The 23,366-nt window shown below is 60.9% G+C and carries 26 protein-coding genes; 14 read left to right on the top strand and 12 right to left on the bottom strand.

Going from position 1 to position 23,366, the window contains the following annotated elements:
- Together uvrA and VMR39_RS14325 are read left to right on the top strand one after the other, a co-directional pair.
- A partial coding sequence (uvrA, locus tag VMR39_RS14330; RefSeq protein ID WP_325416663.1) for an excinuclease ABC subunit UvrA occupies nt 1-1,988 on the top strand: 1,988 nt, incomplete at its 5' end.
- Between the two features lie 45 nt (nt 1,989-2,033).
- A complete protein-coding gene (locus tag VMR39_RS14325; RefSeq protein ID WP_325416662.1) occupies nt 2,034-3,284 on the top strand; it encodes a hypothetical protein in 1,251 nt (416 codons plus the stop codon).
- A 58-nt stretch (nt 3,285-3,342) separates the two neighbouring features.
- Here VMR39_RS14325 and VMR39_RS14320 read toward each other — a convergent pair whose 3' ends face one another.
- Nucleotides 3,343-3,666 (bottom strand): DUF5615 family PIN-like protein, encoded by a 324-nt coding sequence (locus VMR39_RS14320; protein WP_325416661.1) that lies wholly within the window; start codon nt 3,664-3,666, stop codon nt 3,343-3,345.
- Complete coding sequence (locus VMR39_RS14315) at nt 3,663-3,917, bottom strand: DUF433 domain-containing protein (RefSeq protein WP_325416660.1); 255 nt, start codon at nt 3,915-3,917, stop codon at nt 3,663-3,665. Before VMR39_RS14315 ends, VMR39_RS14320 begins: the two co-directional genes overlap by 4 nt.
- A gap of 25 nt (nt 3,918-3,942) precedes the next feature.
- On the opposite strand from VMR39_RS14315, the gene VMR39_RS14310 reads away from it, so the two are divergent.
- The 7 genes from VMR39_RS14310 (at nt 3,943) to VMR39_RS14280 (ending at nt 7,745) form a co-directional block, all read left to right on the top strand.
- Nucleotides 3,943-4,164, top strand: coding sequence for an addiction module antitoxin (locus VMR39_RS14310; RefSeq protein WP_325416659.1), 222 nt, complete (start codon nt 3,943-3,945; stop codon nt 4,162-4,164).
- Nucleotides 4,161-4,712: a hypothetical protein gene (locus tag VMR39_RS14305; RefSeq protein ID WP_325416658.1), complete on the top strand. Its 552-nt coding sequence runs from the start codon at nt 4,161-4,163 to the stop codon at nt 4,710-4,712. Before VMR39_RS14310 ends, VMR39_RS14305 begins: the two co-directional genes overlap by 4 nt.
- Nucleotides 4,713-4,725: 13 nt before the next feature.
- Nucleotides 4,726-4,881: a hypothetical protein gene (locus VMR39_RS14300; RefSeq protein WP_325416669.1), complete on the top strand. Its 156-nt coding sequence runs from the start codon at nt 4,726-4,728 to the stop codon at nt 4,879-4,881.
- Between the two features lie 120 nt (nt 4,882-5,001).
- Nucleotides 5,002-5,505, top strand: coding sequence for a hypothetical protein (locus tag VMR39_RS14295; RefSeq protein WP_325416657.1), 504 nt, complete (start codon nt 5,002-5,004; stop codon nt 5,503-5,505).
- Nucleotides 5,506-5,596: 91 nt separating this feature from the next.
- Nucleotides 5,597-6,652, top strand: coding sequence for a hypothetical protein (locus VMR39_RS14290; protein ID WP_325416656.1), 1,056 nt, complete (start codon nt 5,597-5,599; stop codon nt 6,650-6,652).
- A 134-nt stretch (nt 6,653-6,786) separates the two neighbouring features.
- A complete protein-coding gene (locus VMR39_RS14285) occupies nt 6,787-7,008 on the top strand; it encodes a hypothetical protein (RefSeq protein ID WP_325416655.1) in 222 nt (73 codons plus the stop codon).
- Nucleotides 7,009-7,388: 380 nt separating this feature from the next.
- A complete protein-coding gene (locus VMR39_RS14280) occupies nt 7,389-7,745 on the top strand; it encodes a glycine zipper 2TM domain-containing protein (protein WP_325416654.1) in 357 nt (118 codons plus the stop codon).
- Between the two features lie 66 nt (nt 7,746-7,811).
- Here VMR39_RS14280 and VMR39_RS14275 read toward each other — a convergent pair whose 3' ends face one another.
- The 4 genes from VMR39_RS14275 to VMR39_RS14260 all read right to left on the bottom strand — a co-directional run bounded on the left by VMR39_RS14275 (nt 7,812) and on the right by VMR39_RS14260 (nt 11,258).
- The gene (locus VMR39_RS14275) at nt 7,812-8,744 is read right to left on the bottom strand and encodes an electron transfer flavoprotein subunit alpha/FixB family protein (RefSeq protein ID WP_325416653.1); all 933 of its coding nucleotides are present in this window, start codon (nt 8,742-8,744) and stop codon (nt 7,812-7,814) included.
- Nucleotides 8,741-9,490 carry an electron transfer flavoprotein subunit beta/FixA family protein gene (locus VMR39_RS14270; RefSeq protein WP_325416652.1) on the bottom strand — a complete coding sequence of 250 codons (750 nt, stop codon included), beginning with the start codon at nt 9,488-9,490 and terminating at the stop codon, nt 8,741-8,743. The genes VMR39_RS14275 and VMR39_RS14270 overlap by 4 nt, the downstream gene beginning before the upstream one ends.
- Nucleotides 9,491-9,586: 96 nt before the next feature.
- Nucleotides 9,587-10,786 (bottom strand): ADP-forming succinate--CoA ligase subunit beta, encoded by a 1,200-nt coding sequence (gene sucC / locus VMR39_RS14265; protein WP_325416651.1) that lies wholly within the window; start codon nt 10,784-10,786, stop codon nt 9,587-9,589.
- A gap of 145 nt (nt 10,787-10,931) precedes the next feature.
- Nucleotides 10,932-11,258, bottom strand: a complete 327-nt coding sequence (locus VMR39_RS14260) for a hypothetical protein (protein WP_325416650.1) — start codon at nt 11,256-11,258, stop codon at nt 10,932-10,934.
- A gap of 62 nt (nt 11,259-11,320) precedes the next feature.
- On the opposite strand from VMR39_RS14260, the gene VMR39_RS14255 reads away from it, so the two are divergent.
- Nucleotides 11,321-11,719, top strand: coding sequence for a low affinity iron permease family protein (locus VMR39_RS14255; RefSeq protein WP_325416649.1), 399 nt, complete (start codon nt 11,321-11,323; stop codon nt 11,717-11,719).
- A 13-nt stretch (nt 11,720-11,732) separates the two neighbouring features.
- On the opposite strand, the gene VMR39_RS14250 is transcribed toward VMR39_RS14255, so the two are convergent.
- Both VMR39_RS14250 and nhaA read right to left on the bottom strand, forming a co-directional pair.
- Nucleotides 11,733-11,912, bottom strand: coding sequence for a hypothetical protein (locus VMR39_RS14250; RefSeq protein WP_325416668.1), 180 nt, complete (start codon nt 11,910-11,912; stop codon nt 11,733-11,735).
- 115 nt (nt 11,913-12,027) lie between these two features.
- A complete protein-coding gene (nhaA, locus tag VMR39_RS14245; protein WP_325416648.1) occupies nt 12,028-13,233 on the bottom strand; it encodes a Na+/H+ antiporter NhaA in 1,206 nt (401 codons plus the stop codon).
- A gap of 112 nt (nt 13,234-13,345) precedes the next feature.
- On the opposite strand from nhaA, the gene VMR39_RS14240 reads away from it, so the two are divergent.
- Genes VMR39_RS14240 through VMR39_RS14225 form a run of 4 tightly spaced genes read left to right on the top strand, consistent with a single transcriptional unit; the run spans nt 13,346 to nt 17,530 of the window.
- On the top strand, nt 13,346-14,734 hold the full coding sequence (locus tag VMR39_RS14240) for a glycosyl transferase family protein (protein WP_414712519.1): 1,389 nt from the start codon (nt 13,346-13,348) through the stop codon (nt 14,732-14,734).
- Nucleotides 14,731-15,804, top strand: a complete 1,074-nt coding sequence (locus VMR39_RS14235; RefSeq protein ID WP_325416646.1) for a hypothetical protein — start codon at nt 14,731-14,733, stop codon at nt 15,802-15,804. The genes VMR39_RS14240 and VMR39_RS14235 overlap by 4 nt, the downstream gene beginning before the upstream one ends.
- Nucleotides 15,805-15,863: 59 nt before the next feature.
- Nucleotides 15,864-16,778 carry a sulfite exporter TauE/SafE family protein gene (locus VMR39_RS14230; RefSeq protein WP_325416645.1) on the top strand — a complete coding sequence of 305 codons (915 nt, stop codon included), beginning with the start codon at nt 15,864-15,866 and terminating at the stop codon, nt 16,776-16,778.
- Nucleotides 16,778-17,530 (top strand): TIGR02186 family protein, encoded by a 753-nt coding sequence (locus tag VMR39_RS14225; RefSeq protein ID WP_325416644.1) that lies wholly within the window; start codon nt 16,778-16,780, stop codon nt 17,528-17,530. The genes VMR39_RS14230 and VMR39_RS14225 overlap by 1 nt, the downstream gene beginning before the upstream one ends.
- Here VMR39_RS14225 and VMR39_RS14220 read toward each other — a convergent pair.
- The 4 genes from VMR39_RS14220 to VMR39_RS14205 all read right to left on the bottom strand — a co-directional run bounded on the left by VMR39_RS14220 (nt 17,527) and on the right by VMR39_RS14205 (nt 23,293).
- On the bottom strand, nt 17,527-19,089 hold the full coding sequence (locus VMR39_RS14220) for a sulfotransferase (RefSeq protein ID WP_325416643.1): 1,563 nt from the start codon (nt 19,087-19,089) through the stop codon (nt 17,527-17,529). The genes VMR39_RS14225 and VMR39_RS14220 overlap by 4 nt on opposite strands.
- On the bottom strand, nt 19,086-20,108 hold the full coding sequence (locus tag VMR39_RS14215; RefSeq protein WP_325416642.1) for a HupE/UreJ family protein: 1,023 nt from the start codon (nt 20,106-20,108) through the stop codon (nt 19,086-19,088). Before VMR39_RS14215 ends, VMR39_RS14220 begins: the two co-directional genes overlap by 4 nt.
- Nucleotides 20,089-20,880 (bottom strand): peptidylprolyl isomerase, encoded by a 792-nt coding sequence (locus VMR39_RS14210; protein ID WP_325416641.1) that lies wholly within the window; start codon nt 20,878-20,880, stop codon nt 20,089-20,091. Before VMR39_RS14210 ends, VMR39_RS14215 begins: the two co-directional genes overlap by 20 nt.
- Nucleotides 20,881-21,151: 271 nt before the next feature.
- A complete protein-coding gene (locus VMR39_RS14205) occupies nt 21,152-23,293 on the bottom strand; it encodes a TonB-dependent siderophore receptor (protein WP_414712517.1) in 2,142 nt (713 codons plus the stop codon).
- Between the last annotated feature and the right edge of the window lie 73 nt (nt 23,294-23,366).

The following is a 23,366-nucleotide window of genomic DNA, read 5'->3' as shown; positions in this document are numbered from 1 at the left end:
TCGACCCCGACCTCGTCGTCCCCAACGAAAGCCTCAGCATCAAGAAGGGCGCCGTCGTCCCCTGGGCCAAGTCCAACCCGCCCAGCCCCTATTATATGCAGGTGCTCGGCTCCCTCGCGAAGGAGTTCGGCTTCTCCCTCGAAACCCCGTGGACCGACCTCCCCGGCGAGGTGAAGCTCATCATCCTCCACGGCACCGGCGGCAAGCCCGTCACCCTGCGCTTCCAGGACGGCAAGAAGAGCTACGAGGTCAAGAAAGCGTTCGAGGGCGTCATCGGCAACCTCAACCGCCGCCTGCTCCAGACCGACAGCGCCTGGATGCGCGAGGAACTGGCCAAGTATCAGACCGCCATGCCGTGCGAGACCTGCCACGGCGCCCGCCTCAAGCCCGAGGCGCTCGCGGTCAAGATCGCGGGCGAGGACATCTCCCTCTCCACCCGCCGCTCGGTGGTGGACGCGCTCGCCTTCTTCACCGCGATGCCGGACGCGCTCAACGACCAGCAGAACCAGATCGCCCGCGCCATCCTCAAGGAAATCGTGGAGCGCCTCGGCTTCCTCAACAATGTCGGCCTCGACTATCTGAACCTCGACCGCACCAGCGGCACCCTGTCGGGCGGCGAGTCCCAGCGCATCCGCCTCGCCTCGCAGATCGGCAGCGGCCTGTCGGGCGTCCTCTACGTCCTCGACGAACCCTCGATCGGCCTGCACCAGCGCGACAATGACCGGCTGCTCGTCACCCTCAAACGCCTGCGCGACCTCGGCAACAGCGTCATCGTCGTGGAGCATGACGAGGATGCGATCCGCGCCGCCGACTATATCGTCGACATGGGGCCGGGCGCGGGCGTCCATGGCGGCACCATCGTCGCGCAGGGCACCCTGCCCGACATCCTGAAACACAAGGACAGTCTGACCGCCGATTATCTGAACGGCACCCGCCGCATCGAAGTCCCCGCGAAACGCCGCAAGGGATCGGGCAAGAAGCTCACCGTCCACAATGCCCGCGCCAACAACCTGACCGGCGTCACCGCGTCGATCCCGCTCGGCACCTTCACCTGCATCACCGGCGTCAGCGGATCGGGCAAATCCAGCTTCACGATAGACACCCTCTATGCGGCATCGGCGCGCGCCCTGAACGGAGCCAGAATCGTCGCGGGGCCGCATGACAAGGTGACGGGTCTCGAACATTGCGACAAGGTGATCGACATCGACCAGTCGCCCATCGGCCGCACCCCGCGCTCCAACCCGGCCACCTATACCGGCGCCTTCACCAACATCCGCGACTGGTTCGCGGGCCTCCCCGAAGCGCAGGCGCGCGGCTACAAGCCCGGCCGCTTCAGCTTCAACGTCAAGGGCGGCCGCTGCGAAGCCTGCCAGGGCGACGGCGTGCTCAAGATCGAGATGCACTTCCTCCCCGACGTCTATGTCACCTGCGACGTCTGCCACGGCGCCCGCTACAATCGCGAAACGCTGGAGGTGAAGTTCAAGGGGATGAGCATAGCCGACGTCCTCGACATGACGGTCGAGGATGCGGTCGAATTCTTCAAGGCCGTCCCGCCGATCCGCGACAAGATGGCGATGCTCGCCGAAGTCGGCCTTGGCTATATCAAGGTCGGCCAGCAAGCCACGACCCTGTCCGGCGGCGAAGCCCAGCGCGTCAAGCTCGCCAAGGAACTCTCGCGTCGAGCCACCGGCAACACGCTCTACATATTGGACGAACCCACCACCGGCCTGCACTTCGAGGACGTCCGCAAGCTATTGGAAGTCCTCCACGCACTGGTGGAGCAGGGCAATAGCGTGGTCGTGATCGAACATAACCTCGACGTCATCAAGACCGCCGACTGGATCATCGATATGGGACCGGAAGGTGGCGTGAAGGGCGGCGAAGTCGTCGCCGAAGGCACGCCGGAGAAGGTGGTGAAGGAGAAGCGCAGCTTTACGGGGCGGTATCTCGCGCCGTTGCTGGGACTGGAGGCTGTGGCGGCGGAGTGAAATCTTAGTTAACGAAATGTTAGCGGGGCAGGGAATCTCTTAACGATGAAAATCAGTCAATCCGATACTAGTACACTGTTAGTTGCCATTACCGAGGCGCTACAAGATGGCAAGATTACTAAGCATGGATCATTCAAAATAGATACCCAATGGGAAAACAAAACCATAAATGCATTAAGCGAAGAATTTTCTAAAATTCTCATAAAATCATTAGATGGAAGCAGTTTATCTTTCTTCTTAAGAGAACGATTAAAATATATTAAGGTAGAATCTCGTCAAGAAAATCCAAATTCAGAAACAAGCATAACGAAATTAGAATGCTTTTCAGATCCCCTTAAGCTTGCACGAAGAATAGTAAGCGATTTATCTCGTATTCCTACATCGTACAGAATGCTTGTGCCAATCTGTCAAGAATTAGCAGATCGGATAGAATGCATCGATATTAACGTGAAAATATCAGACAGATTAACCATATATTCAAGCGATAGAATCCCATCTTCTTTTAAATTTAAGCATGATGATAATGAAATAGATGATATAATAATTAGTTATCATCAAAGATCAGAATTTGAGCTAAAAGACGATCGACTTTTTCTCGAGTTTAGGGGTTCAGGATATCTTTCTGGTCGGAAAAAATCGGGCCTCGTAGAAGAATTTTATGATGAGACTAGATCATTTTACGGAGCCTGCCTTGTATATGGCATCATATCTAGCAACCCCAGCTTTTTTATCGATGAGTTGGAACCATACCTTGTTTCAAATAGCATAATAGATGGCAAAGAAAATCTTGCACACGTCGAAAGAGTTGATGAAGATATAGCACGCTGCGCCAATCTAGCGACGACTTCAGAAACAGATGATATGATTGAAAATGGAATCAGCATTGATGAAATTATGTCCCCAGTTAAATCTGTATTCAATAAGACAAATTCTGAAAAATTGAAAACCGCTTGTGCGTGGAATTTGCGATCCCACTTGAGCTCACGAGAATTAGATAAAATTTTAGAATCAGCCATTACCATAGAAGTACTTATGGGAGATAGAGAAACAAGTGACAGAATTGGATTAACGAAACTAATGGCCAATAGATGCGCTTATGCCATTGGAAAAAATAGCGAAGATAGAGAATCGATCATTAAATTTTTTATAGATTTCTATCGTGTAAGATCCGAGGTAGTTCATAGCGGCAGGACATTTCTGCGCGGCAACGAAAAAAAGATAGTAGATAAAGGATTGGATCTCGCAACTAATATTTTGCGTAATGAAATATCTATTTCAACGGATAGAAAGAGTTAAATTTATTGGTCACGGCTATTGATATAGGCTTATGGTGATATTTATTTAACTCTAAATCTCACCGCACCTCCACCAGCCGCTCTCCATCCTCCAATAACACCTCTATCTGCCTCCACCTCGGCTCCAACCACGCCCCCAAAGCCCGGTTCGTCGCATTCCCGCACCGCAGCCATAACAACGCAAAGCGATCCGGCAGGCGCAGCAGGACAAAATCCTCATCCTTGCTGAACAGCACCGCGCCATCCGCTTCGGCGCGCGCAGCAATCGCGCCGTCACTCGCGGCGATCATCCCAATGTCGGAAACATGCTCCGCCTCATGCCCACGATCGCGTAGCCATCGGCACAGCGCCGGCGGCAATTGCGCATCGATCAGGAATTTCATTCGGCGGCAAGCACCACGGGATGGTCCGCCATGGCAGCCGCATAACCCAACGCTGCCCGAACATCATCCGCACTCAGATACGGAAAATCCTCGACAATCTCGTCCACGCCAGCCCCACCGGCCAGCATCTCCAATATGTCGCTCACCCGCACGCGCGTTCCGGCTATGGTCGGACGCCCACCGCAGATTGCGGGATCGACGGCGATGTGGGGAAAGCCTGCAAGGGTCATGGCAAGGAAGCTATCAGACAATCGGCACCTGCGCTATAGTCCCACCATGCCCGACGATCCGCCAGATTTTGACGGCTTTGACGCCTCGGATTTCGATCCGCCGCCGCATATGCGCGGCCCGGAAGACCCGGTCGCCTATGACGCATGGTTTCGTGCCCAAGTCGAAGCCGCCATCGCCGATCCCCGCCCCGGCATACCGCATGAGGTCGTCATGCGGAAAATGCAGGCGATCTTGGACAGACGCAAAAACCCGTCCCGATCCGCATGACCGCCTACCGCCCTGAATTCGAAGCGGCCCTCCGCCTCCTCGCGCAAATCAGCGATGCCATGGCCGAGCGCGGCCTTTCTCGCCCGATCCTCGTCGGTGGCGCAGCGGCCGAATTTTATTCGGTCAGCGCCCTGACGACTGGCGATTTCGACCTGTGCGCGATTGGGCAATCCGAACTGGAAGAGGAAATGCAGCGCGCCGGTTTCATTCGCCCATCGGGTTCGGGCCAGTCGCTACGCGGCTGGATACATCCCGATTTCAGATTGGGTTTCGAAATCGTCGCCGACGTGCCGATGGACGGCAATGTCGATGCTGCCCATATCCGTCTTGTCCGCCCTATCGGCGAAGCGGCGCTCTTCCGCATCATTTCGGTGGAAGACTTGATCGCCGACCGAATGGGTAAATATGCGTCGGGCACGGCGCGCGACCGACTGGATCAGGCGCGACTGTTGCTCGCCCTTCACCCCGACGCCGATCTGGAGTATCTTGAAAGGCGTATCCGCGAAGAAAGCATAGGCGATTATGGCGTCGAAGACATTACCGGCTGAGCAAGGCGAACCCGTGATCGACATGGCCGAACTCGGCCAGCAGATCACCCGCCGTCGCGCCGAACTCGGCATAACCGACGCCGACATTCCGCGCAACAGCGGCGCCCGTCGCACCGAAAGCAAGAAAGTCCTGCTCAAGGCGATCAAGGATGCCGGTGGTAATTGGTAAATAAGGCCAGCCACGCTTCTACCTCACCCATGATCATTACGCCCAAAGGACATGGCCCTGCCGTTGACACGTTGAGGATAATATAGATTAATAATGCCTGCACCATGGATGGATGACGACATGGCAGGCTATAATTATGAAAAATCTGGCGAAACGGTGACGTTCAATGTGCCATCGACTTTTCAGCCAGCCACTGTCATCGCTGGACTGTTTTTCATCCTCTATTCGAGCAGCATGCCGCCATGGCGGACGATTTTCTGGTGGGTCGCCATCATCGTCGCCATACCGGCAGCGATCGAATGGCTGCTTAATCGCCGCAACCCACCCTTCACCGTGTCGCCGACCGGCGTGAATGCCAAGGGGCAACAGATCGATCGGGACCGGATCAACAGCATCGACGTGCGCAACAGCTTCGCCGGCAGTTCCGACACGTTCCTGGTCGAAGCGAACACCACCAATATCGCCGCTCATGCCAGCGCGAGCTTTGCGCAACGCTATTATTATGTCGTCTCCATCCTCCACGCCGGCGGCCGCCGCACGAAACTGGCCGGTGGCCTCAAGGCCGACACGGCCTACAGCCTCGTAGCGGACATCCAGCGGGCCTTGAATAGCCAGCTGCGCTAACGCGCCAAAAGTTCTCATTTCGTTCTGTCCTACACGCCTTTAATCTGCCTACCCTCCCGGCAAGCATCCCTCTTCATGCAGGAGCCTTGCCATGACCGTGCAATTCCCGCCCCTCCCCACCGCCGCCATCCGCGAAGACGGCTGGTCGCCCGCGCGCCAGCGCCGCTTCCTCGAAACGCTGGCGTCCAGCGGGGTCGTCATGCTCGCCTGCGAATCCGTCCGCATCACCGCGCGCAGCGCCTATAATCTGCGCATCCGCCGCGATGGCGCCGCCTTCCGCCTTGGCTGGGACGCGGCGATCCTCATCGCCCGCGCGCGCCTTGCCGACGATCTGCTCGCGCGCGCCATCACCGGTTGCACCGACACGATCCGCCGCGACGAGGATAATTTCGAAGTCACCCGCCACCGCCACGACAATCGCCTCGCCATGTCGATGCTCGCCCGGCTCGATCGCATGGCCGACTGCCCGGCCGAGGGCAGCGACGCCGCCCTCGCCCGCATCGTGGCGCAGGATTTCGTCGCCTATCTCGACATGATCTGTCCGGAGGAAGCCACGCGCGAGGAGGCCGACCGCTGCAACCTCCCCCGCCCCGGCGCCGAGCCGTCCGCCCGCACTATGGAGGATGCCCGCATGCTCGACGGCGAGATGCCCGATACGCCGGAGCCGGTCGCGCCCGACGCCGCGACCAACGCCGCAATCGAAAGCGCCGCCGCCATCCTCTCCCCCGGCGCGTCCGCGGCGCTGTTCGTCGCCGCCCGCCTCGCCCTTCGGACGGCCGAAAAGCCGCAGATTTCCGACACGCAGGAACGGTGTGAACTTCGCACCCCGCCGGTCGTCCGCGGCACCCTGCCACCCGAAGAGGCTGCGGCCCGGCTGCGTGGCATCTGGTGGGATGAGGATCGGGAAGGCTGGCGCACCGATTATCCCGCCCCGCCCGGCTTCGATGGCGAGGAAAGCGACGAAATCTACGATGTCGATGACTATGAGCGCGACCTGACGCCGCAGGAGGAAGAGGCGCTCGCCATCCGCGACGAGGCCGAGCGCCGTCCCTATGAGGATGCTGCCGCACGCGCTCGCGACGTCTATTTCGGTTTCATCGTGGCGGGCGGGGCGGATGGCGCCATGGCGGGCGCCCCGCTCTCCTGAGCGCCCCGCCTTCCCAAGCGCCCCTCCACCGTCCGTCGCACGCATCGCAATAGCCGTCGCACGCCGCGATCGGCTCGGAACCCTCTGCGCACCCGCCGGTTATCCTGCTCAAGCAGACTTGAAGGAGACCCCCCATGATCCGTACCCTGATCTTCGGCGCCATTGCCGGTTATGTCGGCAAGAAGCTCTATGACGAAGGCAAGCTGACCGAGTTCAAGGATGATCTCGTCACCCGCTATAATGAAGCCAAAACCAAGCTGGAGGATCAGCGAGCCGCGACCGGAAGCGAGTCCGTGACGACCTCGTCCCCGATCGTCTCCCCCGCGACCAGCCCGGCCCATCCACTGCCGAACTGAGCCATGTTCGGGGTCGTTCGGCCTGAGCTTGTCGGGCCGAAGACGCCCGCAGGCCGACGACCTGTTTTCTTCGGGCTATAGCCTCTTCCAGGCAGGTAGAATCTCTGCTGGCTCGGAAAAACGGAAAACAAAAGAAAATTGGATCATCCGGCCCGATATGATCGGATCGGATTATCCTACAGGCAAAGCCCGAAAGCCAATCCCGTTCCCGGCGGCACTCGCGCCCCCCGCTCGCCGCCGGTCTCCGCCCGTCCGATGCCGCACCCCCTCTCACGGCATCGGCGGGCGGTATCTTTTTGGCTCCTGAAAATGTTACCCTTACGCAACCATCGCCCCGCTCCGGGGTTGATCCGGCGACAGGGTTTGACAAGGAGAGCAACATGCAAAAACCCATCCTCGCCGCCGCTATTCTGGCGATGCTGCCGCTTGGCGCCTGCGTTTCGGACAATGGAGGCGGCGGCTACGGCTATAATCGCCCCGATGATCGCCGTGGTCCGCCCCGCCATCACCGCCGCCCGATCCGCGACAATGACCAGATCTATCGCGACCGCGACGGCCGCTATTATTGCAAGCGGGATGACGGCACCACCGGCACGATCGTCGGTGCCATAGCCGGCGGCGTCCTCGGCAACGTCATCGCTCCCGGCGGTTCCAAAACGCTCGGCACCATCCTGGGCGGCGCCGGCGGCGCTCTTGCCGGCCGGGCCATCGACAAGAACGACATCAACTGCGAATGACGCAGGACTGACGAAAAAAGGGCGCGGGGATCACTCCCCACGCCCTTTCTGCATCATAATCCCGAATTACAGCTTTTCGGTAAGTTCCGGCACGACCTTGAACAGATCGCCGACCAGGCCGATGTCCGCGACCTGGAAGATCGGCGCATCCTCGTCCTTGTTGATGGCGATGATGGTCTTGCTGTCCTTCATGCCCGCCAGATGCTGGATCGCCCCGGAAATGCCCACGGCGATATAGACTTCCGGCGCGACGATCTTGCCGGTCTGGCCGACCTGATAGTCGTTCGGCACATAACCGGCATCGACCGCGGCACGGCTCGCACCGACCGCCGCGCCCAGCTTGTCAGCCAGCGGGAAGATGGTCGCCTCGAACGTCTCGCCGTCCTTGAGCGCCCGGCCGCCCGATACGATCACCTTGGCAGAGGTCAGTTCCGGCCGCTCCTGCTTGGCGATCTCGGCGCCGACGAAGGATGACAGTCCCTTGTCACCGGTCGAAGATACGGCTTCCACCGCACCCGAACCGCCGTCACGGGCTGCCTTTTCGAAGGCCGTACCACGAACGGTCAGAACCTTCTTCGCGTCCTTCGACTTGACGGTCGCAATCGCGTTGCCAGCGTAGATCGGGCGCGTGAATGTGTCCTCGCTTTCGACCGACAGGATATCGCTGATCTGCATCACGTCGAGCAGAGCCGCGACACGCGGCGCAATATTCTTGCCGTTGCTGGTGGCCGGCGCGACGAAGGCGTCATGATGGCCCATCAATTCGACGATCAGCGGCGCGACATTTTCCGGCAGCGCATGGCCGAAAGCGGCATCGTCGGCGACATGGACCTTGCCAACGCCAGCAATCTTGGCGGCTTCGGCAGCGACACCGTCGACGCCCGAACCGGCGACCAGCAGATGGACTTCCCCCAGCTTGCCAGCGGCGGTGACGGCGGAGAGGGTCGCGTCCTTGACGGCGCCGCCCTCATGTTCAACCCAAACGAGTGTCTTGCTCATGCGGCAACTCCCAGAGCTTTCAGCTTCGCGACCAGTTCATCGACATCGGCGACCTTGACGCCGGCCGAGCGCTTCGCCGGTTCGGACACCTTGAGCGTTTCCAGGCGCGGCGCGATGTCGACGCCGTAATCGGCGGGCGTCTTGGTGGCGAGCGGCTTGGCCTTCGCCTTCATGATGTTGGGCAGCGACGCATAGCGCGGCTCGTTAAGGCGCAGGTCGGTGGTGACGATCGCCGGAATACTCAGCTTCACCGTCTCCAGACCGCCATCGACTTCGCGGGTCACATTGACGCAGCCATCAGCAACCTCGACCTTCGATGCGAAGGTGCCCTGCGGCAGGTTCAGCAGCGCGGCCAGCATCTGGCCCGTCTGGTTGCTGTCGTCGTCGATCGCCTGCTTGCCCAGGATGATCAGGCCAGCGCCTTCCTCTTCCTGCACCTTGGCCAGCAGTTTGGCCACGCCCAACGGTTCGACCTCGTCATCGCTCTGAATCAGGATGGCACGGTCGGCCCCCATGGCCAGCGCGGTACGCAGCGTTTCCTGCGCCTTGGCCACGCCGATCGACACCGCCACGACTTCGGTCGCCACGCCTTTTTCCTTCAGGCGAATGGCTTCCTCGACCGCGATCTCGTCGAACGGATTCATGCTCATCTTCACGTTCGCCAGATCGACGCCCGTCCCGTCCGCCTTCACGCGAGGCTTCACATTATAATCAATAACCCGCTTTACCGGCACAAGGATCTTCATCTTCAACATCCTCCTTATCAACGCCAACAAGGGCACGGGCGGACCGTTTCCGGTCCCCCCGCACCCTTTGGTGTATCGTTCAGGCGAGGGAGCGGATCAGGCCGCCTTCCTCACTTCCGCCACGATCTTCTTGGCCGCGTCGCCCAGATCGTCCGCCGGGACGATCGGAAGACCCGAATTGGCCAATATGTCCTTGCCCTGCTGGACGTTGGTGCCTTCCAGACGGACGACCAGCGGAACCGACAGGTTTACTTCCTTGGCGGCGGCGACGATGCCGTTGGCAATGATGTCGCACTTCATGATGCCGCCGAAGATGTTGACCAGAATGCCCTTCACTGCCGGGTCCTTCAGGATGATCTTGAAGGCAGCCGTCACCTTTTCGGTGGTGGCGCCGCCACCCACGTCCAGGAAGTTGGCAGGAAATTCGCCGTTCAGCTTGATGATGTCCATCGTCGCCATGGCCAGGCCAGCGCCGTTCACCATGCAGCCGATGTTACCGTCCAGCTTGATGTAGGCGAGGTCGTACTTCGATGCTTCGACTTCGGCCGCGTCTTCCTCGGTCAGGTCGCGCAGTTCGGCGATGTCCTTGTGACGGAACATGGCGTTGCCGTCGAAACCGACCTTGGCGTCCAGAACCAGCAGGTTGCCCTGCTCGGTCAGCGCCAGCGGGTTGACTTCGATCTGCTCGGCATCGGTGTCGAGGAATGCGGCGTAGAGCGACGAAGCGACCTTGGCGGCCTGCTTGGCCAGATCACCGGTCAGGCCCAGGGCGTTGGCGACGGCGCGGCCGTGGTGCGGCTGGAAGCCCGAAGCGGGATCGACCGAGAAGCTGTGGATCTTTTCCGGGGTCGAATGGGCGACCTCTTCAATGTCCATGCCGCCTTCAGTCGACACGACGAAGGCGATGCGGCTGGTGGCGCGGTCGACCAGCAGCGCCAGGTAGAATTCCTTGGCGATGTCGGCGCCGTCGGTGATGTACAGACGGTTGACCTGCTTGCCCGCGTCGCCGGTCTGGATGGTGACCAGCGTGTTGCCCAGCATGTCGGCCGAGTGGGCCTTCACTTCGTCGAGGTTGAAGGCGAGGCGGACGCCGCCCTTGGCTTCGGGAGCGAGTTCCTTGAACTTGCCCTTGCCGCGGCCACCAGCGTGGATCTGCGACTTCACGACATAAAGCGGCCCAGGCAGCTTCTTGGCGGCTTCGACGGCTTCTTCGACCGTGAACGCGGCGTAACCGGCGGCGATCGGCGCGCCATACTTGGCCAGCAGTTCCTTGGCCTGATATTCGTGAATATTCATGGGCTCGCCCGTCCTTTTGCGTTGAACCTGATAGGCAACGGCTAAGCACAGGCGAAAAAGACGCGCCAGAAGATTTTGCAAAATCACTTTGCAAAATTGCAAAACCGGCGGGCGGGCCGACGACGATTTTATTGCGAAATTCCGCCTAAAATGCGCAGTTGAAGGCCGCTTTGCTGGTGACGGCAATGATCTCCGGATCCTGCAAAGCGCGGACCTTATGAATGAATCGATCGACCGTCATTTCCTCTGTGTGAGACTTGCGGAGCGAGGCGATCGACTGGAGCTTGCGAAGTTGCGCGATACTCAGCCGGTCAGCCATGCGCTCGGCCATACAGCCGGCCATTTTCGGCGACAGACCTGCGTCGATCAGCCCGGATCTCAACCGTGATTCGGGAGAAAGGCCGGTACAAGAGGATAGAAGCGAGCCCACAAGAACAAGATGGCCAAGCGAACGGAAAGCGGTGGCGGTCATGGCTGGGTCATGGCAACAAATGCCTGAATGTGGGATAAACGGACGCCCTGCGGGAGATAAGCATGGACCGAATTTTTGCCGCTCTTTCGCATCGCGTCGCCGGCTGGGCGGGACAACCTGTTTCCTTCATCCTCGCCAGCCTGGTCGTCCTGCTCTGGCTGATCACCGGTCCGATCTTCCATTATTCGGACACTTGGCAACTCGTCATCAATACCGGCACGACCATCGTCACCTTCTTGATGGTGTTCCTGATCCAGAATGCACAGAATCGCGACGGCTCGGCCATTCAGGCCAAGCTGGATGAACTCATCAGGGCCATCGACAGCGCGCGCAACGACTTTATCGGCATCGAGCATCTGACCGAAGCCGAACTGGAACGCATCAAGCATATTCTCGAAAAGGAATGCGGTGATGATGAAAGCCATCGCCGCGCCATCGAGCGCCTGATCCAACGGCGCTGATCGTCCACGCCCGTCAATGGGCGTGGACGATCAGCCGCTCATTTTCCCTGCGGTAGGCCTCGACCTGATCGGTGTAGCTGCGCGCCAGACTTTCATAAGCCACACGCCCCTCTCGCGACGCGCTGGCCTGCGCGCGGATCAGTGACATCTGCTGGCGATGCAGCAGATAATTGACATCCGTCTCCATGCTCATCCTCGCCCTCCTCGCTGTGAGATTGATCGATGAGCCGACCATGCGAGTCCCGCAAAGATCGGCAGTCCGATGATAGCATGCCCTTACCCCAGCGCGAACCTGCTCGTCCTTCCTCCTATTCGGAATAACGCGACTTGGGGGCGATCCAACGCAACAACACATAGCCTGCGAAGGCGGAAAGCAGCGATCCCATGAGAATGCCGCCTTTGGCTTCCTCCACAAGCGAAGGCTGGTCAGGGAAGGCAAGGGCGCCGATGAAGAGGCTCATCGTGAAACCGATCCCGCAAAGCATCGCCATGCCATAGACCTGCCCCCAACTCGCCTCGGACGGACGTTGGGCTATACCCAGCCGCACCGCGCCCCAAATCGCCCCGAAAACTCCGATCTGCTTGCCCAGAAACAGTCCCAATCCCACGCCAAGCGGCAGCGGCGCCAACAGGCTGCGAAGCATGTCGCCATTGAGCGTGAGCCCGCTGTTCACGAAACCGAAAAGCGGCACGATCGCATAAGCGCTCCAAGGATGCGCATGATGTTCCAGTCGATGCAACGGGCTGTCCGCAACATCGGGAGTGCCGGGCGTGCTGCGGATCGGTACGGTCATGGCAGCAAGCACGCCTGCGACCGTGGCATGCACACCCGACAATAGGGTCAGGTACCAGAGAAGAACGAAGCCGGTCAGATAAGGCGCGAGTGTCCGAACTCCGGCTCGGTTCATTCCATACATGACCGCGAGTACCGTCGCGCCGCCCGCGAGCGCGGCAATATCCAGGCCATCGGTATAGAACAGGGCGATGATGGCCACCGCGCCCATGTCGTCAACGATCGCAACCGCCGTCAGGAACAGCTTGAGCGAAGTCGGCGCACGATCGCCCAGCAGCGCCAGTACGCCGATCGCAAAGGCGATGTCGGTTGCCGCGGGAATCGCCCAGCCATTGGCCAGTTCCGACCGCGAAATCGTGACTGTCAGATAGACGAGGGCCGGTGCGATCATACCAGCGCCGGCGGCCAGGATCGGCAGCCGCCGCCGCTCCCATGTCGACAGGCCGCCGTCCAGAAATTCGCGCTTTATTTCCAGCCCGACCACCAGGAAAAAGATCGCCATCAACCCGTCATTGACCCACGAATGGACCGTCATCGTTCCCAATTTTGGCGACAGTGCTGGGCCCAATTCGGCATGGACCAGATGATGGTAGAAATGGGCTCCGTGTCCCGGCAGATTCGCCAGCAACATCGCCAGCGCCGCCGCGACGATCAACAGGATCGCGCCACCCGCTTCGCCAGTCAGAAAATCGCGAAGCGCGGACTGGGGGCGGGATGACATATGGGCGAATCCTTCTTTTGGACAGGTGCCATCCGCCAAAAGGCTTGGAAGCAGCGCGGGATGATGGCATCATCTCCTCCGACAAGGCATGGGGGTCAAGCCTTTGGGGGACATGTCGGTAGCGGCGCTGGTCGCACTGCATCATGAATTGCTGCTGTTCGCCGCAGTCGGCTTCGCCATTGGCGGGCTGGACGATCTGTTCGTAGATATCCTCTTCATTACCCGCAAGCTATGGCGCGAGTTGACCGTTTACGCACGGCACCAGCGCATGACCACCGCCAGTCTACCGCCCTCCTTTCGCACTGGAAAGATCGCTATATTCGTGCCTGCGTGGCAGGAATCGGTCGTGATCGGGCCGATGCTGCGCAATGCACTGAAGCAGTGGGGTAATGCTCACTATCGCATTTTCGTCGGCACCTATCCGAACGACCCGACCACGGTCGATGTCGTAGCTGCTCTCGCACAAGATGATCCGCGCCTGTTGCTTGCCGTCAATCACCGCCTCGGCCCAACTACCAAGGCCGATTGCCTGAACCTGTTGTGGCGCGCCATGCGGAAGGAGGAAGAGTCGGAAGGTTTCCGCTACAAGGCGGTCGTGCTGCACGATGCCGAAGATGTCGTCCATGCCGACGAGATTCGCCTCTACGACTTCATGATTGATCGTTTCGATCTGGTCCAACTGCCGGTCTTGCCACTGCCCGGTCGCGGCGGCTGGTTTGCGCGCGCCATCGCCAACCATTATGGCGATGAGTTCGCAGAGAGCCACGGAAAATTGCTGACCGTCCGCGAGGCGCTTGGCGCATCCGTTCCCTCGGCCGGCGTCGCCTGCGCCTTCGAACGGGACATGCTGGAGGCGCTGGCCCACGATCCTGCCCATGGCCCGTTCGACCCTTCATCCCTGACCGAAGATTATGAGGCAGGGCTGCGCATCCGTGACATGGGCGGGCGCAGCGTCTTCATCCGCATACGCGATTCCGCTGGAGAGTTGGTGGCGACGCGCGAATATTTTCCTGACAGCATCCCGGCCGCCGTGAAGCAGAAGGCGCGCTGGATGATTGGCATCTCGCTTGCGGGTTGGGATCGCATGGGCTGGCGCGGTGGCCCATCCGAATGGTGGATGCGCCTGCGCGACCGGCGATCGGCGATGGCCGCGCTGATTCTGTTCGCCGCCTATCTGACCCTGCTGCTCTGGGTCGTCCTTTGGCTCATAGACCTGTTTTACCCCATTCCATCGCCGCCGATGTCACCGTTTCTGAATCACCTCCTCTGGCTCAATATCGCATTGATGTCGTGGCGCGGTATCATGCGTGCGCTGTTCGTAGGCAGCACCTATGGCTGGCGCTATGGCCTGGGCGCAATCCCGCGTACTCTGATCGCCAATATCATTGCCATCCTCGCCGCGCGCCGCGCCATATCGCTCTATGTCCGTTCGCTGATGGGCACACCGCTGACCTGGGACAAGACCCAGCATCATTTCCCAGACCTCCAGACTGATCCGTGACGACAGCAGCCGGTCGCCCCCTGCGCTTCTTCGCACTGCTGATGATCGGATGGGTCACAGTCCGAGTGGCGGCGCATTACGGACCTTCGGACGCACCGCTTCCCGACATCGCCCATGGCCGGCCCGCCATGGCATCCAGCCCGGCACCGCTCCCGCCTGCGCTGTGGAGTCCTCCACCCGCCTTCATGCCGACAAGCGCACAATGGGTCATGCGAAACTCCAGTCCGATACCGCTGCCCGCCCGTCAGTTCTTGCCGGTCGCTAACGCTCCTTATTCCTCCAATCAGGGCACGCCTGTCGATCTGCTCGAATTTATCCGCTTCACTACTGCCTTCGCCAACCGGCATCATGCCAGCGACGACATGAACGCATCTCCCACTGCGATACCTCGCCCGCGACAAGAGCTAAAACCCCGGCGGCAGCAGCGTGCAGATCGCTGGCGCGGCAGCGCCTGGCTGCTGTGGCGGCCGGGCGACGCCAGGCGCGCGGATATCGCGACTGTAGGGCGGTTGGGCGGATCGCAGGCCGGGCTCCGCATCGACCATATATTCGCACCCGGCTCGACCCGCCATCCTTCCGCCTATGCCCGCGTCACCGGAGCACTGGACAAGCCGGCTGCGCCGGAGGCCGCCATCGGCCTTGCCGTCCAGCCCTTTCCCGCCCTGCCCGTCAGCCTTGCCGTGGAACGACGCATCAAACTGGGGGAAGGCGCACGCAATGCCATGGCGGTCCTCGCCGCAGGCGGCTTCGGGCCGACCCGCATCGCGCCGAGCGTCGAGGTCGAAGCCTATGCTCAGGCGGGACTTGTCGGGTTCCGCCGTCGCGACGCTTTCATCGACGGCAAATTCTCGCTGTTTTCGCCCCTTGCGAACACACCGCTGCGCATTGGCGCCGCGATTTCCGGTGGCGCACAGCCTGGCGTCGAGCGTCTCGACATCGGCCCGGAAATCCAGCTTCGCCTGCCCCTGCCCCAGATTGCCGCTCGCCTCTCCATGGAATGGCGCGAGCGTGTAGCAGGGAAGGCCACGCCTGCATCGGGTCTCGCCGTGACGCTGGCAGCGGATTTTTAACCGACGGCGCCCAAGCAGCCTTTATATCGCCGCGCTTTGCGACTAGGCGTTGAATAGCCATGGATCTTTACCTGCCCATCGCCAATCTGTCGGTGAACGCACTGGTCATCATCGGCCTTGGCGGCGTGGTCGGCCTGCTGTCGGGCATGTTTGGCGTAGGTGGCGGTTTCCTCACTACACCGTTGCTGATCTTCTATGGCATTCCCCCGACCGTCGCCGCCGCCTCGGCCGCATCGCAGGTGACAGGTGCCAGCGTATCCGGCGTCGTCACCCATATGTCGCGCGGTACGGTGGATTTCCGCATGGGTGGCGTTCTGATCGCCGGCGGCGTGGTCGGTGCGGGCCTTGGCGTCCTGATCTTCCGCCTGCTCCAATATCTGGGGCAGATCGATACGGTTATCGGTATCCTCTATGTGCTGATGCTCGGCGGCATCGGCGCACTGATGGCAAAGGAATCGATTCAGGCGCTGGTCGCGCTCAAGACCGGACAGAAGCAGCAGGCGCGCAAGCGTCGCCACCATCCGCTGGTTGCAGCGCTGCCGATGCGCTGGCGCTTCTATCGGTCGGGCCTTTATATCTCGCCGCTCGCACCGCTGCTGCTCGGCATGGCGACCGGCATCCTCACCATGTTGCTGGGCGTGGGCGGCGGCTTCATACTGGTGCCGGCGATGCTGTATCTGCTCGGCATGACCACCCAGTCGGTAGTCGGCACGTCGCTGTTCCAGATCCTGTTCGTCACCATGGCGACGACGATGATGCATGCCATGACGACCAAAGCGGTCGATCTCGTCCTCGCCATGCTGCTGCTGATCGGCAGCGTCACGGGCGCGCAGGTCGGAACGCGCCTGTCGATGACGATCCGCCCGGAATATCTGCGCATCCTGCTCGCCGCTATCGTGTTGCTGGTCGCGGCGCGCATGGCGCTGGGGCTGAGTTTTCGCCCCGACGAAATCTACACGATCGAGGTGCGCTGATGCGGCGCATCGCACTGATGACCACGGCGCTGCTGCTTGTCGCCGCAGATGAGCCGCAATTGGTTCCGGACGTTTCGCAACGCAATGTCGAAATCCAATACAGCTTTACCGGGGCAGACCTGCTGCTGTTCGGGGCGATCGTCTATCCGGGCGGCATCCGGCCGGAAAAGCCTGCTGACGTAGTGGTCGTGCTGAAGGGACCGGACCAGTCGATCCTGATGCGCGAAAAGCAGAAAGTTGCCGGCATCTGGGTGAACGCCGATCGGGCGCGCTTCCAGTCGGCGCCCAGCTTCTACGCCATGGCCTCCTCGCGACCGATCGATCGTATCGTCGATGAACGCACCGCCGCCATCTACGAATTGGGCGTCGACAAGCTGCAACTTTCCCCCTCTTCGCTCAACGAGAGTTCGGAACTGGACCGGTTCCAGGCCGGGCTGGTCGACCTGCGGCAGCGGTCGGGCCTGTTTGTCGAGCGACCGGGCACGGTGGAGATCACCGATGGCGTCCTCTACCGCGCCCGCCTGCCCTTGTCGGCGCGCGTGATCGTCGGCGACTATACTGCGGAAACCTTCCTGGTGCAGGATGGCCGGGTCGTGGCCGCCGCCGTCCGCGACATTACCGTGCGAAAGTCGGGATTTGAACAGTTCATGGCGGTGGCGGCTGAAAACTGGTCCTTCCTCTATGGCCTGACCGCCATTGCGCTTGCGGTCGGCATGGGCTGGGCCGCCGGCGCTATAGCAAAGCGCATCTAGTCCAAAGAAATTCCCTGCGCCGATAACCAGTCGCGCACGGACGCCAGTTGGGCCTCATGCCGCAGCCAACGCCCCACGGCATCGGCATTGAGGGGATGCCGAACTTGTGCCGCACTGGGTGTCGCCACCGCTGCCTTGTTCTTGTGGAAGGACAGGCAGGCCTCATCCCAATCCAATCCGCAATGGGCCAGCAATCGCCGCGTTTCACCTTCCTGATCGGCAACCAGCGCTTCGTAGGAAAGTTGCAGCACCCGGTCCGGAAACAGCCGCCCCCACATCGCCATCAAGCGATCGAAACGCGCATAATAGCGGGCCGTATCCATCAGGTCGTAGCTATAGGCATAGTAAGCCGACTGACTGGCGAAGAGATTCTTGTAATTGCTCCAGATCGTATCCATCGGATTACGGCGCAAGCAGACGATCTGTGCCTGCGGCAAAGCGCTCAAGATATGGCCGGCATAGAGAAAATTGGCCGGCAATTTGTCGATGAAGCGCGCCCGGTCTTCAGGCCGGTGATGGCTGGCACGCGCCATATAAGCCTGCCCCATGGCGCGCATGTCCGCGGTCTCGCTGGCTGCGATCGTTTCTGGATCGATGACAAGACGGGACCGGGTGTCCGCAAGTTGCTTCACTGCAAGCGGCATCGCTTGAAGTTCGCCCGCCGATCCGACGTCGCGGTGGGATGACAGGATACGGTCGACCAGCGTGGTTCCCGTGCGCGGCATACCCACGACGAAGATCGGCGCAGGCTCATCCAATCCCTTGCCCCAGGCCTTCGGCAATCCATCCGCGAACAGCCGCTCTATCGCGTCGAAGATCGCCTTGTCCTGCGCGAAGTTATAGCCGATCGCCTGTTTCTGCGCGGAATTGGCGGCGGACAGATGGGCAAAGGCCGCCGTGCCATTGCCCAGATCCTCATGACTCTTGGCCAGCGCATAACGGATACGCAGTTCGTCCTCTGGTCGGGCAGCCGCCAGCGCCGCTTCCAGACGCGGCACATGGTTCGACTCCGCCGTCTGGCGGGACAGGATGGCCAGTGCATAATGGACCCGCCCATCGCCGGGATTTACTCGCAGTATCGCTTCATAATGACCCCGTGCCGTTCCAACCCGCCCGGTAAAGCCGCAGGCCGCCGCCAGATTGTAACGATAGCCCGCATTGCCCGGCTCCGCCGCCACCGCCTTCTTGAAAGGGGCGACCGATCCATCATGATCGCCCAGCCGCGCAAGGACGCAGCCTATGGTGTCAAGCGTCAAGGCATCGACCGGTCCTGCGGCCAGAGCGTCTCGCGCCGCTTTCATCGCTTCGCCATCCCGTCGCAACAGGATCAGCAATTTCGCATAGTGCGCCAGGTGTTCCGCCACACCGCCCCGCGCCACCGCCTGCTCCAGCATGGGCAGCGCCTTTGCAAGCTGTCCGGCCTCCGCAGCAGTCATGCCGAGAAGAAAGAAGCCATCGGGCCTATCCGGTTCCATCATGGCCAGCCGTTGCGCGGCCTGCGCGGCTGCTGGCAGGTCGCCGCGCGCCAGCGCTGCGCGTGCCACTGCCGCCAGCTTCATGCCATCCCCAGCGTGAAGCCCGCGACCCGCTCGATCAGCCAGAAGCAGCCGACAATGCCTGCGCTATAGAGGGCGGCCTGACGCACCCATTGGTCGCGATCGAAGATGCCCGCCAGCTTCATGACAGCAAGAACGCAGGCGACGAAGATCAACTGCCCCAATTCTACCCCGCCATTGAAGAAGAGCAGGCCAGACAATCGCTCCTGCGGCGCGACGCCCAGTTCACGCAAGACTGTCGCAAAGCCCAGCCCATGGAGCAGACCGAAGCCCGCAACCACGGCCAATTGCCGCCGGCGCTTACCCGGATCGGTCATGTCGTCTTCCCTGGCTCGGATCGCTTCGCGCGCCATGAAGGTGATCGAGAGCGCGATCACCGCTTCCACCGGCGGCACCGGAACCTTGATGATATCGAAAAAGGCCAGCGCCAGGCTCAGCGAATGACCGATGGTGAAGGTCGTGACCAGCGCCAGCAGAAAACGTCCGCGCGCCAGCAGGCAAAGGCACAGGACGAAGGCCAGATGATCCCAGCCGCCCAGAATATGGACTATCCCCTGCCATGTATATTCGACCGCCACCTCCGGCAGTGCGCGCGTCCGTGCCGCCGTTTCGCCGATCGGCAGCGACAGCGTTTCGCCATCGGGCTGGAGCGCCTGCTGCACCCGCGCGCCCATCGCGGTCGACAGGAAGGTGCCGCCATCAACGGCCCAAGGCGTAACGATCGCATCGTCCACTTCCAGCGCCCGATCGCAACCGATACCGATCGAATAGCGGGTCATCACCGTTTCGGTCAGCTTTTCCCGGCTCGTCTCGCGGCATCCCTCCGGCAGGCCCAGCGACTTGTCGCTCGCAAGGACGGAAGGGATGGAGGCGCTGAGTTCGAAGCTGCCGGGATCGATGCCCGGCTGGATGCTGAAGTCACCGACGCGAAACACATCAGCCTGCGCTGGGGCGGCGAAACCGACAAACAGCAGTAGAATGAGAAGCGCGCGGTGGAGCATATTACTGCTCGACCCGGACATTATAGCCTGCCTCCAGTCGCTGCACTTCCTTTTCCACCAAGGCGCCGGTCTGGGCCGCCAGATAATCCTGTTTCACCTGATCGCGGACATCGGTGTAGCGCAGCATGGCGGAGGCGCCACGATCGCGGACGCGGGCGAAATGCCAGCCGCGAGTCGATCGGAGCGGCCCGATCCATTGGCCAGCCGGCGCCTTTTTCAATGTGTCGAGAAAAGACTGGCCGAACATGCCGCGCAGCATGGATTCGCCATAATCCTTGAGGTCATGGCCCATCCAGAAATCGTCGCCTTTCACCACACCGCCCGATCGCAGCGTCGCCAGCAGCACCGGCGCATTGCCCGGCTTGCCCTCGAAGAAGACATGGTCGACCGACATGCGCGGTTCGGCCCGATAAAGGTCGCGATGGGTGGCGTAATAGCCTATCAACTGGTCCTCGCTCGGGTCGGCCGGCGCACCGGCGATCATGAAACGAACCCGGTCGATCAGCCGCTGCTTGGTGGTCTTGTCGGTCATTTGCATGCCCCGCTCCACCGCTGCCCGGAACAGCAGTTCGTCGGCGACATAATCGTGGATCAGCTTCGCCCGCGCCTGCGCGTCGGGCTTCTTGCCCGCCATCATCTCATAATCGTCGGACAGGCTTTTCTGCACGGAAAGCGGTACATCGATCACTTCATGCCGGGCACTGACCATCCAATAGAGCGCGAAGATGGCGGCGGCCACCGCCAGAAAGACGAGAAACGGATCGCGGTTCGCCAGACCACGAAGCGGAGCCATCACATGGCGCATCTGCGCAAACCTTTCGCTTTCGTCCGGCAGGCCGGTCGTCCTGCCAGATTATGACGATCCACGGGACGCGGCCCTCTACGTCAAATGACGCATGGGTCGGCATGTCAGGGGCCACCGGCCTGTTCGACACCAAAGTTCACACCGTCGCAGGGCAATATTTTTCGGGCTTGTTCGCAACATCTGCGCCAGCGATGCGATGGGACCATGAAAAAGACCGGAGGATTGCTCCCCCGGCCCTTGTTTCCGTCAGATCGTGCGATCAGAACTTGTAATTGGCGCTGATCGTGAAGTTGCGCGGTGCGCCGTAGCGATATTGGCTGAACGACCCGATCTGGCTGTAATATTTCTTGTCGAACAGATTTTCGACGTTCGCTTGCAATTGCAATCGCTCGCTGACCGCATAGCGGGCCATCAGGCTGACCAGCGTGAAACCATCCTGCTGGAAACGGAAGGGCGCGGCGGTATAGGGATTGTCGCCATCCGAATAGGATTTGCTGCGATAATTGATGCCGCCGCCTACGGTCAGGCCGGTCAGCACGCCCGGCAGATCATAGGTGGTGAAGATCTTCAGAAGCTTGCGCGGTTGTTCCGTGTTCGCCGCCACGCCTTCGCCATCTTCTGCCTTGAACTGGCTGTAGCTGGCATTGACGTTCCAGCCCGGCAGCGGCTGGCCGGTGGCCTCCAGTTCGAAGCCCTTGCTGACCACGCCCTGAGCCGCGCGATAGGGCTGGAAGGTCTGGCCATTGACGATGATTTCCGGCCCGTCCGTCTGCCCGACATTGTCCTGCTCGATGCGGAACAGCGCGATCGAGGTTTGCAGCGCATCGCCGAAGAAGCTGCTCTTCAGGCCGATTTCATAGGCGTTGCCGTCGAGCGGATCGAGCAGTCGCTGATTGCGGTCATACAGGTTCTGCGGCTGGAAGATCTTGGTATAGCTCGCATAGACGCGGTGGTTCGACGAAATGTCATAGAGCGCGCCGACATAGGGGATGAACACATTGTCGTCGCCATAGTCGCTGGTGCCGGACCAGGCAAAGCCGGTCTGGTTCCAGCTGGCCAGACGACCACCCAGAATGATCTTGAACGGATCGGCAACGTTCAGGCGGAATGCGCCGTAATAGCCGGTCTGCTTGATCCGTTCCTGCTCGTTACGGGTCGGCGTGGTGCCCCATACCGGTTCAGGATAGGGCACGCCTTCCTGACCGATCACCGGCAGGTCCGTCAGCCACGGCAAGGGCGCCGTGTAATTGTCGGTATGCCGCTTGAGGATGCTGTGCAGGGCGCCCAGCACGACCTCATGGTCGCGGCCGAACAGGGACACCTCGCCCTTCAACTGCGCATCGAAGCTGTTCTGGATGCTCTGCCCCTTGGACTTGTAGGGATTGGTGCCGTCCATCGTGCCCGTGGCCTTGTCGACGCCGCCATAGAGATACAGCAATTGCGTATCCCCGGTGGTCTTCAGGCGGTTATAGTTGACGGTCAGGTTCCAGCGGTCGCCAAATTCCTGACGGACCGTGGCGAAGATATTCTGGTTGGTCGTGTTCCAATAGGTCCAGTCCGCCGCCGTGGTCTGCGACCGGGACAGGTCGGTCAGCGTGCCGTCGGTGTAGAAGGTCGGCAGCGCGCCCCAGGTCGCGCCCTTGGGCTTGCTGTCCTGATGGCTCATGCCGACACGGACGAGCGTGGAATCGGTCAGGTCTCCTTCGACCACACCGTAAAGCACCCACTTCTTCTTGTCCTGAATGTCGATATAGCTTTCACCCTCTTCATAACGGCCGACCAGGCGCGCGCGAAACCGACCATCGGACGTCAGCGCACCGCCGATGTCGGCTGACACCCGCCAGGTGTTCCAGCTGCCGATGCTGGCGTTGACATAGCCGGTCAGTTCAGTGGCGTCGGCATGTTTACGGACGAGATTGACCGAAGCGGATGGGTCGCCCGCACCCGACAGCAAGCCGGTCGCGCCGCGCACGATTTCCACGCGCTCATAGATCGATACGTCAATGCTGGTTTCGCCATTGCCACCCGCCAGAGTCCAGGCGGCAGGGACGCCATCCACCTGCGTATTGCGGATCTGGAAGCCACGCGCATAGAAGTTGTTACGGACGTCATCGACTTCGTTGACCGAGACGCCGACGCCGTTCTGGATCACATCCTTCACGCTGATCAGATTCTGGTCGAGGATGCGCTGGGCGGTCATGACGCTGACAGACTGCGGCGTTTCCTGAATGGTGAGGCCAAGGCCCGTGGCAGTGTCGATCTTGTTGGGCAGCGTGTAGGTACCGGTGACGATGATCTCGTCGTCTGCCGGCGCGTTGTCGGCAGGCGCCTGCGCCACCGCCGGCATAGCGACAAAGGCAGCCGCCGACGCAGTCAAGAGGAGAGAAAATTTCCGAACCATGATGATGCCCCCGATGAGAATGGAATTGGTGCCACCATCAAGCCGGGTCTCAAATCCTCGCTTGCGGCGGCGT

Origin of the sequence: Sphingobium sp. (genome assembly GCF_035511395.1) — a bacterium.
Lineage (GTDB): Bacteria > Pseudomonadota > Alphaproteobacteria > Sphingomonadales > Sphingomonadaceae > Sphingobium.
Note: the sequence above shows the minus strand (reverse complement) of the source record. Positions and strands in the feature narration are given on the sequence as shown.

What these genes read in the sequence shown, in the direction of transcription:
- VMR39_RS14325 (WP_325416662.1), top strand. Translation starts at nt 2,034, where the DNA reads ATGAAAATCAGTCAATCCGATACTAGTACACTGTTAGTTGCCATTACC.
- VMR39_RS14320 (WP_325416661.1), bottom strand. Translation starts at nt 3,666, where the DNA reads ATGAAATTCCTGATCGATGCGCAATTGCCGCCGGCGCTGTGCCGATGG.
- VMR39_RS14310 (WP_325416659.1), top strand. Translation starts at nt 3,943, where the DNA reads ATGCCCGACGATCCGCCAGATTTTGACGGCTTTGACGCCTCGGATTTC.
- VMR39_RS14305 (WP_325416658.1), top strand. Translation starts at nt 4,161, where the DNA reads ATGACCGCCTACCGCCCTGAATTCGAAGCGGCCCTCCGCCTCCTCGCG.
- VMR39_RS14295 (WP_325416657.1), top strand. Translation starts at nt 5,002, where the DNA reads ATGGCAGGCTATAATTATGAAAAATCTGGCGAAACGGTGACGTTCAAT.
- VMR39_RS14290 (WP_325416656.1), top strand. Translation starts at nt 5,597, where the DNA reads ATGACCGTGCAATTCCCGCCCCTCCCCACCGCCGCCATCCGCGAAGAC.
- VMR39_RS14285 (WP_325416655.1), top strand. Translation starts at nt 6,787, where the DNA reads ATGATCCGTACCCTGATCTTCGGCGCCATTGCCGGTTATGTCGGCAAG.
- VMR39_RS14280 (WP_325416654.1), top strand. Translation starts at nt 7,389, where the DNA reads ATGCAAAAACCCATCCTCGCCGCCGCTATTCTGGCGATGCTGCCGCTT.
- VMR39_RS14275 (WP_325416653.1), bottom strand. Translation starts at nt 8,744, where the DNA reads ATGAGCAAGACACTCGTTTGGGTTGAACATGAGGGCGGCGCCGTCAAG.
- VMR39_RS14270 (WP_325416652.1), bottom strand. Translation starts at nt 9,490, where the DNA reads ATGAAGATCCTTGTGCCGGTAAAGCGGGTTATTGATTATAATGTGAAG.
- sucC (WP_325416651.1), bottom strand. Translation starts at nt 10,786, where the DNA reads ATGAATATTCACGAATATCAGGCCAAGGAACTGCTGGCCAAGTATGGC.
- VMR39_RS14260 (WP_325416650.1), bottom strand. Translation starts at nt 11,258, where the DNA reads ATGACCGCCACCGCTTTCCGTTCGCTTGGCCATCTTGTTCTTGTGGGC.
- VMR39_RS14255 (WP_325416649.1), top strand. Translation starts at nt 11,321, where the DNA reads ATGGACCGAATTTTTGCCGCTCTTTCGCATCGCGTCGCCGGCTGGGCG.
- VMR39_RS14250 (WP_325416668.1), bottom strand. Translation starts at nt 11,912, where the DNA reads ATGAGCATGGAGACGGATGTCAATTATCTGCTGCATCGCCAGCAGATG.
- nhaA (WP_325416648.1), bottom strand. Translation starts at nt 13,233, where the DNA reads ATGTCATCCCGCCCCCAGTCCGCGCTTCGCGATTTTCTGACTGGCGAA.
- VMR39_RS14240 (WP_414712519.1), top strand. Translation starts at nt 13,346, where the DNA reads ATGTCGGTAGCGGCGCTGGTCGCACTGCATCATGAATTGCTGCTGTTC.
- VMR39_RS14230 (WP_325416645.1), top strand. Translation starts at nt 15,864, where the DNA reads ATGGATCTTTACCTGCCCATCGCCAATCTGTCGGTGAACGCACTGGTC.
- VMR39_RS14225 (WP_325416644.1), top strand. Translation starts at nt 16,778, where the DNA reads ATGCGGCGCATCGCACTGATGACCACGGCGCTGCTGCTTGTCGCCGCA.
- VMR39_RS14220 (WP_325416643.1), bottom strand. Translation starts at nt 19,089, where the DNA reads ATGAAGCTGGCGGCAGTGGCACGCGCAGCGCTGGCGCGCGGCGACCTG.
- VMR39_RS14215 (WP_325416642.1), bottom strand. Translation starts at nt 20,108, where the DNA reads ATGTCCGGGTCGAGCAGTAATATGCTCCACCGCGCGCTTCTCATTCTA.
- VMR39_RS14210 (WP_325416641.1), bottom strand. Translation starts at nt 20,880, where the DNA reads ATGGCTCCGCTTCGTGGTCTGGCGAACCGCGATCCGTTTCTCGTCTTT.
- VMR39_RS14205 (WP_414712517.1), bottom strand. Translation starts at nt 23,293, where the DNA reads ATGGTTCGGAAATTTTCTCTCCTCTTGACTGCGTCGGCGGCTGCCTTT.